General features: G+C 65.2%; 9 protein-coding genes. 6 read left to right on the top strand and 3 right to left on the bottom strand.

Annotated elements, in window-relative coordinates:
- On the bottom strand, positions 1 to 251 hold a 251-nt coding region (locus AC1DMA_RS22675; protein ID WP_478145573.1), incomplete at its 3' end, for an SDR family NAD(P)-dependent oxidoreductase.
- Positions 252 to 374: 123 nt separating this feature from the next.
- Here AC1DMA_RS22675 and AC1DMA_RS22670 point away from each other — a divergent pair.
- Positions 375 to 2,462: an AsmA family protein gene (locus tag AC1DMA_RS22670; protein ID WP_478145572.1), complete on the top strand. Its 2,088-nt coding sequence runs from the start codon at positions 375 to 377 to the stop codon at positions 2,460 to 2,462.
- Positions 2,463 to 2,464: 2 nt separating this feature from the next.
- On the opposite strand, the gene AC1DMA_RS22665 is transcribed toward AC1DMA_RS22670, so the two are convergent.
- Both AC1DMA_RS22665 and AC1DMA_RS22660 read right to left on the bottom strand, forming a co-directional pair.
- Positions 2,465 to 2,698, bottom strand: coding sequence for a hypothetical protein (locus tag AC1DMA_RS22665; protein ID WP_478126308.1), 234 nt, complete (start codon positions 2,696 to 2,698; stop codon positions 2,465 to 2,467).
- Between the two features lie 149 nt (positions 2,699 to 2,847).
- On the bottom strand, positions 2,848 to 3,801 hold the full coding sequence (locus AC1DMA_RS22660; RefSeq protein ID WP_478145571.1) for a hypothetical protein: 954 nt from the start codon (positions 3,799 to 3,801) through the stop codon (positions 2,848 to 2,850).
- Between the two features lie 198 nt (positions 3,802 to 3,999).
- Between AC1DMA_RS22660 and AC1DMA_RS22655 the strand changes: the two genes are divergently transcribed.
- The 5 genes from AC1DMA_RS22655 to AC1DMA_RS22635 all read left to right on the top strand — a co-directional run bounded on the left by AC1DMA_RS22655 (position 4,000) and on the right by AC1DMA_RS22635 (position 8,706).
- On the top strand, positions 4,000 to 4,296 hold the full coding sequence (locus AC1DMA_RS22655; protein WP_478126306.1) for a hypothetical protein: 297 nt from the start codon (positions 4,000 to 4,002) through the stop codon (positions 4,294 to 4,296).
- A 92-nt stretch (positions 4,297 to 4,388) separates the two neighbouring features.
- On the top strand, positions 4,389 to 5,546 hold the full coding sequence (gene glf / locus AC1DMA_RS22650; RefSeq protein WP_478126305.1) for a UDP-galactopyranose mutase: 1,158 nt from the start codon (positions 4,389 to 4,391) through the stop codon (positions 5,544 to 5,546).
- Between the two features lie 31 nt (positions 5,547 to 5,577).
- Complete coding sequence (locus AC1DMA_RS22645; protein ID WP_478126304.1) at positions 5,578 to 6,447, top strand: hypothetical protein; 870 nt, start codon at positions 5,578 to 5,580, stop codon at positions 6,445 to 6,447.
- A gap of 11 nt (positions 6,448 to 6,458) precedes the next feature.
- The gene (locus AC1DMA_RS22640) at positions 6,459 to 8,003 is read left to right on the top strand and encodes a mannitol dehydrogenase family protein (RefSeq protein WP_478145570.1); all 1,545 of its coding nucleotides are present in this window, start codon (positions 6,459 to 6,461) and stop codon (positions 8,001 to 8,003) included.
- Position 8,004: 1 nt separating this feature from the next.
- Positions 8,005 to 8,706 carry an HAD family hydrolase gene (locus AC1DMA_RS22635; protein WP_478145569.1) on the top strand — a complete coding sequence of 234 codons (702 nt, stop codon included), beginning with the start codon at positions 8,005 to 8,007 and terminating at the stop codon, positions 8,704 to 8,706.
- Positions 8,707 to 8,709: the final 3 nt, after the last annotated feature.

Below are 8,709 nucleotides of genomic sequence, written 5' to 3'. Positions count from 1 at the left end.
TCGATCCGTTCGACCGCAGCGTTCACGGCATTGCCATCGCTGACGTCGAAAGCCGCGGTGAAGACCGTGCCGCCTTCGCCGCGCAATTGCGCTGCGGCCTTCTCCAGCTTGTCAGGGGAACGGGCATTGAGGATCACGCGGGCGCCCGCGTCGGCCAGGCCTCGCGCGAGTGCGTATCCGATGCCGGCGCTCGAACCGGTGAGCAGAGCTGTTCGACCAGCCAGGGAGAAGTTGTCGAGCACGGATTGCATGGGACCTCCAGGGATGTAAGGGGCTGCGCGCGGGAATCATCCCACACGTCTTTCCCGCCCGCTCCCACGGCCGGGCTGCGCCAAAGCGTCGATGTTGGGGCCTGGCCGTTTCGAAGTCTTGCCATGCCTTCTCGCCTGCCGGTGTTCGTGGGGCGCCATCCTGTCTGGTCCGTCATCGCGGCGCTCTTCGTGGTGCTTGTGGCGTTCGTCCTGGTGTTCGACTGGAACTGGGTCCGCCCTTCGCTCGATCGCTATATCTCCAGGAAGACGGAGCGCGAATTCCACAGCGCCGATCTCCACGTCAAGCTCGGACTGACGCCCACCATCGTCATGCGCGACGTCTACTTCGGCAACGCGGCGTGGTCGAAGGACGCGCCCGCCATGGCGAAGATAGAGCGCCTGGAGTTCTCGGTCGCCTTGCGCGACCTGCCTGAGAAGATCCTGGTTCCGCGCGTGGCGCTCACGCGTCCCGACCTTGTCTTTGAGCGATTGCCAGACAACCGCAAGAACTGGATTCTGTCCGACCCATCGGACACATCACCCAGCAGGTTGCGCATCAGCACGCTGTCGGTGGACCAGGGCCATTTGATCTACATCGACCATGGGGAGCCCTTCACGATCGATATCCAGGGAAGCACCTTCGATCCGAACGCGCAAGAGCAGGTCAAGAATGCGAATACCAAACCGTCCAACAACCGCTACACGACCCAGTACGACTTCAAGGGCAAATACCACGACGCGGCGTTCTCGGGACGCGCGCTCACGGGTGATGTGCTGAGCTTCCAGGAGTCCGGGGTGCCGTTTCCGCTCAAGGGCCAGTTGGACGCGGGCACGACGAAGCTCGCCGTCGAAGGCACGATCGCCGACGCGGCCAACATCACGGCCATCGACACCCAGTTGCGCATCGAAGGCCAGACGCTGGCCAATCTGTATCCCTTCCTGCTGTTGCCGCTGCCGGCCTCTCCGCCCTATCGCCTGCAGGGCCATCTGATTCTCAAGGGCAACCGGTACAGCATGGACGACCTTGCCGGGCGGATCGGCTCGACCGACGTCACCGGCAAAGGCGCCTACGTCGATCAGAAGCCGCGCCCGTTGCTGACAGCCGATCTGCACAGCAAGCTGCTGAACCTTGCCGACCTCGGTCCGCTGATTGGTGTGCAGACGAAGCAGAGCGGTGGCAAGCCGAACGTATCGCAGGCCGAGACCCGCGACAGGCCCACAGCCAAGGCGAAGGAAAAGCAGATCGATCCCACGCACGTGCTGCCCGCGGGCACTTTCGACGGCAGCCGATTGCAGAAGATCGATGCCGAGGTCGACCTCGTCGCTACCAGGCTCGAGGTGCCTCAGTTCCTGCCCCTGGAGAGCCTCAAGGCTTCGCTTCGCCTGCACGATTCGATGCTCAAGGTGGCCCCGCTCGACTTCGGCTTTGCGGGCGGCAGCATCGCATCGCAGGTCGCGCTGGACGCGCGCGAGCCCACGTTGAAGTCCGACGTCCACATCGACCTGCAGCGCGTGCGCATCGATCAGCTCGCGCCCGACAGCAAGACGATCGCAAAGGGCGCGGGCCGCGTCGGTGCCACCTTGCACCTGAAGGGCACGGGCAACTCCATCGCGGACGCCGCCGCCAAGGCCGACGGCCGCATCGTCGCTACCGTGGTCAACGGCCGGGTGTCGAATCTGCTGGACGCCGCGAGCGGCCTCAACGGCGGCAAGGTGCTCATGTTGCTGGCCGGCGGCGACAAGGACATCGTCATCAACTGCGGTGGCGCGGCGTTCGACGTGAAGGACGGCCAGGGCAAGTCTTCGCTCTTCGTGGTGGACACCGAGCAGACGCAGGTGCTCGGCGGCGGCACCTTCGATCTCGAACACGAGCGCTTCGACATGACCATTGCACCGAAGCCGAAGGAAGTCGGTCTGCTCTCCCTGCGCACGCCGGTGCGCGTGTATGGCACCTTCAGGCAGCCTCGCTTCGAGATCGAGAAGGGACCGCTCGTTGCGCGCGCGGGCGCCATGGCGGCGCTGGCAGTGGTGAATCCGCTGGCGGCGCTGGTGCCATTGATCGAGACGGGCCCGGGCGAAAACACGAACTGCGGCGCCATTGAAAATCGAACGGCGGGTGCGGTCCAGCAAGCCGAGGGCGGCAAGCCAGGGATTGCGCCCAAGGCCAAGCCCAAGGCCAAGCCCGACCTGGAGGCGAAGGGCAAGCGCTGACGCTACTTGGGCTCTGTCTTGAACAGGCCCCTGACGTTCAGGATGGCCAGGCACACCTGCAAGGCGATGAGTGCCCAGGCGTCGGTGTGAAGCCCCCAGGCCACCCAAAGAACGTTGCTGAGCAGGAAGATCCAGAAGCCCGCATTGCGCCTTCCCCTTGAACTGGAAGCAACGAGGTAGGCGGCCGCGACGGAAGCCGCGAACGCGGGCCACTGCACCAGGTCCAGCAGGTCCACGCCGGTCACTCACCGGACGAACAACGCAATGAGGATGATGATCGGGATCGGTACGCCAAGAAACCAAAGAAGAAGTGAGCGCATGGGAGTTCTCCTGAATTCGAGACGAGGGAGTGAAGTCTTGTCAACGCGTCGCGCGGACCACCGGCTCAGAGATCACGGCGCCGGCCGCCGTAGATGGCCGCGAAGCTCGCGACGAAAGCGCCGATCAGCATCGAGACCACGAGCCAGAGAGACGCGTATGCAGAAGCTTTGCGCGCCGCGTCGGCCGCTTCCTGCGCCTTGGTCTTGGCGTCGTTGAGCGTCGCCTGCGCCTTGTTGTAGGTGTCGGTCACTCGCCTTTCAGCGTCTTGCTGACTGAGCCCTGTGCGCTGCGCGACGAGCTGCCCGACGTACTTGGTGTCTTCGGGCGACAGCGTGCCTGCGCGGAAGCTGTTCACGAAGATGCGGGCGACCTCGGACGCCGGTGCGTTGCCCGCCGAGCTATCGGAGGGCAACGCACCGGCGGCGCTCGGGTCCCGGCGGAATAACGAGTCGACGAAATAGCCGACCGGGCCCGAGCTCGAGTTCGAGCTCGAAGAAGAGTCGCCGGTGGAAGATTCCGCTGCCCGAGCGGCCGTTGCAGAAGCTGCGGCGGTTGCTGCCCCACCCGCGGCCGTGGCGCCCACTTGCGCACCCGTACCAACGATCGATCCGACGGCCGACGTAAGGAGCGCTGCGGTAAGCAATGTCGCAACAGCCCAGGCCAGGAAGCCATGCGCTGTGTCGCGGAAGTACACCTCGTCCGTGTGCAAGCCGGCCCATTTGGTGCGCAGCCTGCCCGCCAGATAACCGCCCATGCCGGATGCGGCAAGCTGAACGATCGACAGCCACACCACGGACGCGACACCGATGGTCGTGGCACTGGCGCCCTTGTTGGCCCACGGGCTGACCGTGGACAGGCCAAGGCCGGTGCCAAGCAGCAGAAGGACCAGCGACAACGCCGCAGCGCCGGCCGCGCCCGCGAATATGGCACCCCAGGAAACGCCACTGGCGCTGGACCACTCCTCGACGCGAGCGCTGCCACGCTGCTGCACGGTGGGATCAACTCTGTATTCAGCCATGGGCGCTCCTCATTTGTGAAGGCTGCACTCTGGATTTGGGCGCGACCCGACGTGGTCATCCAGTCACTACACGTAGAGTAGGCAATGGACTCAACAGTCCACTCTGGTCCCTTCCTACATGAGTCCGTCCGGCAACCCGACAGTGGTGCCGATGCCAAAGGGAAGAATGGGTGCACACCCCGACTCGATGGAGACCCAATGGACATCGACCTGATCAGACAACCCTTGAATGACGCGCCAAACGCGCCACCATTGACCGATGCCGATGTGGCGGCATTGGATGCGACGACGCCGGCGCCAACTCCTGATGCGATGGCGCCGAAGACCTTCAGGCAAAAGCTCGATCAAGCGCTCGATGTTTGCACGGTCCGCACAAAGGCCTACATTGCCGAGCGCCCCGTGAGCGCGGCCTTGATGAGTGCCGCTGCTGGTGCTGCGCTGACGATCTTCCTCAAGCGCACCTTGGGCCTGTCCCAGCGCCAACGCCTCGACTGACACTGAAGGATTCATAGCGCAGCGGGCACGCGGTTTGCCGAGGAGAGTGGGTGCATTCACTCCAACCCCCACTCCCAACCTCCACAAACCACATGGCCCACCCCACCACCAGCGCTTCCGCGCGCGACGGCTCCCGTTCTTTCGACTACCTCATCGTTGGAGGCGGCTTCGCCGGCTGCGTCCTCGCCGAGCGGCTTGCCAGCCAACTCGACCGGCGCGTGCTCATCGTCGACCGGCGCAACCACATCGGAGGCAACGCCTTCGATCATCTCGACGAATCCGGCTTGCTCGTGCATCGCTACGGGCCTCACATCTTTCACACCAATTCGCAGCGCGTGCTCGACTATCTGTCGCAGTTCACCGAGTGGCGGCCTTATGAACACCGCGTGCTGGCGATGGTCGACGACCAACTCGTGCCGATCCCTATCAATCTGACCACCATCAACAGGCTGTATGGACTGAAGCTCGATGCTGCCGGCGCGGCAGCCTTCCTGGCGGCGCGCGCGCAACCGACCGAGAACATCGTGAGCTCACGCGACGTCGTGGTGAGCCAGGTGGGTGAAGAGCTTTACCGCAAATTTTTCGAGGGCTACACGCGCAAGCAGTGGGGCATCGATGCCTCTCAACTGGACAAGGCGGTGACCGCACGCGTGCCGACTCGCACGGATGCGGACGACCGCTACTTCCAGGACAAGTACCAGTGCATGCCTTCGCACGGCTACACACGCATGTTCGAGCGGATGATCGACCATCCGAACATCACCTTCCTGCCCAACACCGACCATGCTGACGTGAAGGACGTGATCCCGCACGATCACCTGATCTATTCGGGTCCGATCGACGAGTACTTCGGCTTTTGCTTCGGCAAGCTTCCCTACCGCTCGTTGCGCTTCGAGCACAGCACGCTCGATCAGCCATGGCTGCAACGGGTGGCGGTGGTGAACTATCCCGCGCCTGACGTGCCCTTTACCCGCATCACTGAATACAAGCACCTGACGGGGCAAACGCATGCGCGCACGAGCATCACACGCGAGTTCCCGACTGACGAGGGCGACCCGTACTACCCGATCCCCGCGCCGCATAACGCAGCGCTCTACAGGAAGTACGAAGAGCTGGCCGAACGCACGCGCGGCGTGACCTTCACGGGCCGGCTCGGCACTTACCGCTACTACAACATGGACCAGGTGGTAGCCCAAAGTCTCGCGTTGTTCGCGCGCCTGGAGCAGGAAAGCGACCTGGAGGCGGCCTGAAGGCAGCCGTCCCGCTACCGATGGTCTTCCTATGGCTATGGCACGTCAAAACCTGGTGGTCGCCCGCGTCGGCCGCCACTCGCTCCATCCATCCTGGCTCGGTACCGCGGGCCAGCGCAACTGGGATCTCTATCTTTGCCCCTACCAGGCGCTGCAGCCGCAAGACGATCTCGAATGCACCGTAGGCGACGTGATCCCCGGACCCAAGTGGACAGGCCTGCGAGAGCTTCTTGGGGGTTGGACCGGCTGGCGCGAGTACGAGCGCATATGGCTGCCGGACGACGACATCTTTGCGACGGCAGACGCGATCGACAGGATGTTCACGCACTCAGCGGCGCTCTCCTTCGATCTCTGCGCGCCTGCATTGCACGAGGCGTCCTACTACGCGCACTACAGCACCATGCGCAACAAACGCTGCTTTGCACGGCGCACGGGCTTCGTGGAAATCATGATGCCGTGCTTCAGCCGATGGGCGCTCGATCGGCTTCTGCCGACTCTTGAACTCAGCTCGACCGGGTGGGGATGGGGCCTGGATTCACTTTGGCCGAAGCTGCTTGGTTATCGCAACCTCGGCATCATCGACGCGGCGCCGGTGCTTCACACGCGGCCGGTGGGCATGTTCCGCGATGCCGAGCTCGGCCGCCGCGTGCATGCGGAGTCCGACCGGATCATGGAGGACTTTGATTGCGCGCAAATCCACAAGACCTTCGCGATCGTCGGCCCGGAGCGGGAGACGCTCGGCCTGGAGCCCGATGCACTCGCAGTCATGCTCGCCGACGGCTGGCGTTATTTGCTGCAAAGCAATCCAGCGGTGCTGCCACTGCTCTTGCAGGCACAGCAGCCTGAAGGTGGTTGGGGCGGCTACCCGATCGCGGGGACGCCATCATGCGTGGCAGCCTGAGCAGCAGCTCCTTGCATTGCACAGACCTGGCGCGTCCGCAGCCGTTGCGTCTCTCGCGCGCATGCATGGACCTCGCGCCGCCGGAAGTGCGGCGGCCGGACTTCGGACCCGGCAAGCTGCGCCCGGGAATCCTGCACCTGGGCTGCGGATCGTTTCATCGTGCGCACCAGGCCTTCCTCACGCAGCGCGCCGTCGAATGGGAATACGGCCCCGCAAAACGCCTGCGGGGCAGCGAACCACCCGCCTGGGGCATCGTCGCGGCCAGCCTGGTCACGCCGGGCACCGTCGATGCGCTCGCTGCGCAGGATGGCCTCTACACGGTCCTTGAACGAGGGAGCCAGGGAACACGCGTCACCGTGGTAGGCACATTGAGTGAGCTCGTCTACGCGCCGCGCGACCCGCTGCCGCTGCAGCGCGCCTTCGCCGATCCTGCGATCAGGGTCGTGACACTCACCATCACGGTCGGCGGCTATGGCGCGGACGCCTGCGGCAGGCTCGACACGAGCACAGCGGCGCAGGGGGATTGGCGGCTCCCGCAACCCCGCACGGCCATTGGCGTACTCGTCGCGGGCCTTCGGCAGCGGTGGCGGACGGGCACTGCCCCACCCGTGGTCCTGTCGTGCGACAACGTGCCTTCGAACGGGCGCCTTTTGCGCCAGCTGTGCATCGACATGGCCGCGCTGGAGGATGACCGCCTCTCCGCATGGATCGCGGGACACGTGCAATTCCCCTCGACCATGGTCGACCGGATCGTGCCGGCCACCAGCGCGACCGACCTCAAGGACGCGAGCGCCGCGCTGGGATTGATCGATGCGGCGCCGATCTGCGCCGAGCCCTTTCACCAGTGGGTCATCGAGCGCTTCGACGGCGCGCGCCCGCGCTGGGATGCCGCCGGCGCGGAGTACGTATCGGACGTGACGCCATGGGAAGCCTCGAAGCTGCGCCTCCTCAACGGCGGCCATCTGGCCATCGCCTGCCTGGGCCAGCTCGCAGGCTGCGAGACCATCGCCGACGCGATGGCCGTACCCGGCTTCGCAGCCTTCGCGCTGCGCTTCATGCTCGACGAGCAGAAGCCAACGCTGCCGCCCAGCGACCATGACATCGATGCCTATGCGCGGCAACTGCTCGCGCGCTGGCGCAGCCGCGGCATCGCGCATGGGGTCGAACGGGTGGCCCGCGACGGTTCGTCCAAGCTGCCAGCGCGGCTGCTCGCGTCCTTGAGGGACAACCGGCGGGCGCGCCGGCCGGCACCCTGCACCGTGCTGGCAATCGCCGCATGGATGCGCTGCATCGCAGGGCACGATGATTTCGGCGGTCCAATCTTTGTACCGGACCATCTGTGCGCCACGCTGCAACGCAGTGCTGCCGATGCACATGACGATCCCCGCCGGCTCGTCGACCTCCTGCTGGGCCTGCCGAGCATCTTCGGAGACGATTTGCCGAGAGACATCGGCCTGCGCCGGAGCCTGATCGACGCAGTCACCATGCTCCGGCAGCGCGGCGCACGCGGGGCCGTGGCGGCATGCGTTTCTGGCATGCTTGCGCTGGATGACTGACATGGACATGGCACCTGAAACCCTGGATCGACTGGTTGCGTCGGCCGTTGTGTTCGACATGGACGGGCTCCTGCTCAACACGGAGCACCTGGCGCGCCGAGCCCTGAGGCTGGCCGGGGAGGAGGTCGGGCTCGATCTGCACGACGACGTCTGCGCGCTGATGATTGGCGTGCCGGCCGACGGCTGCCGGCGGCTTCTGCTCGAACACTACGGCGAAGGGGCGCCCGCCGACGACCTCTTCGCGGCTTCGTCACGCCACCTGCTCGCGCTCATCGATGGCGGCGGCATGCAGCTCCAGCCGGGCGCGTCCGAGTTGCTGGCGCTGCTCGAAGAGGGGGGCGTGCCGCATGCCGTTGCGACATCGTCGTCGCGAGAAAAAGCGCATCACCACCTCGAACGCGCAGGCATCGTGCAGCGCTTCGATGCCATCGTGACGCGAGACGACGTGGCGCGCGGCAAGCCTTACCCTGACCTCTTCCTGCGAGCCGGCCAACTGCTCGATACATCGCCGGGCGACTGCCTCGCGCTCGAAGACTCCTACAACGGTGTGCGAGCGGCGCATGCGGCTCGCATGCCGGTGGTGATGGTTCCCGACCTCCTGGTGCCAACGGACGAGATGCGTGAGAAGGCCATCGCCGTGCTGCCCGACCTGCATGCAGTGGCCAGGCTGTTGCACTTCAAGCCCCGACCCGCACCGCGATGACCT

The sequence above is a fragment of the Variovorax sp. 05N34 genome (assembly GCF_056397405.1).
This window is presented reverse-complemented; position numbering and strand designations above follow the sequence as displayed.

Bases quoted from the DNA above. Each gene is read 5' to 3' on its own strand.
- AC1DMA_RS22670 (WP_478145572.1), top strand. From the start codon at position 375: ATGCCTTCTCGCCTGCCGGTGTTCGTGGGGCGCCATCCTGTCTGGTCC.
- AC1DMA_RS22660 (WP_478145571.1), bottom strand. From the start codon at position 3,801: ATGGCTGAATACAGAGTTGATCCCACCGTGCAGCAGCGTGGCAGCGCT.
- AC1DMA_RS22655 (WP_478126306.1), top strand. From the start codon at position 4,000: ATGGACATCGACCTGATCAGACAACCCTTGAATGACGCGCCAAACGCG.
- glf (WP_478126305.1), top strand. From the start codon at position 4,389: ATGGCCCACCCCACCACCAGCGCTTCCGCGCGCGACGGCTCCCGTTCT.
- AC1DMA_RS22645 (WP_478126304.1), top strand. From the start codon at position 5,578: ATGGCTATGGCACGTCAAAACCTGGTGGTCGCCCGCGTCGGCCGCCAC.
- AC1DMA_RS22635 (WP_478145569.1), top strand. From the start codon at position 8,005: ATGGACATGGCACCTGAAACCCTGGATCGACTGGTTGCGTCGGCCGTT.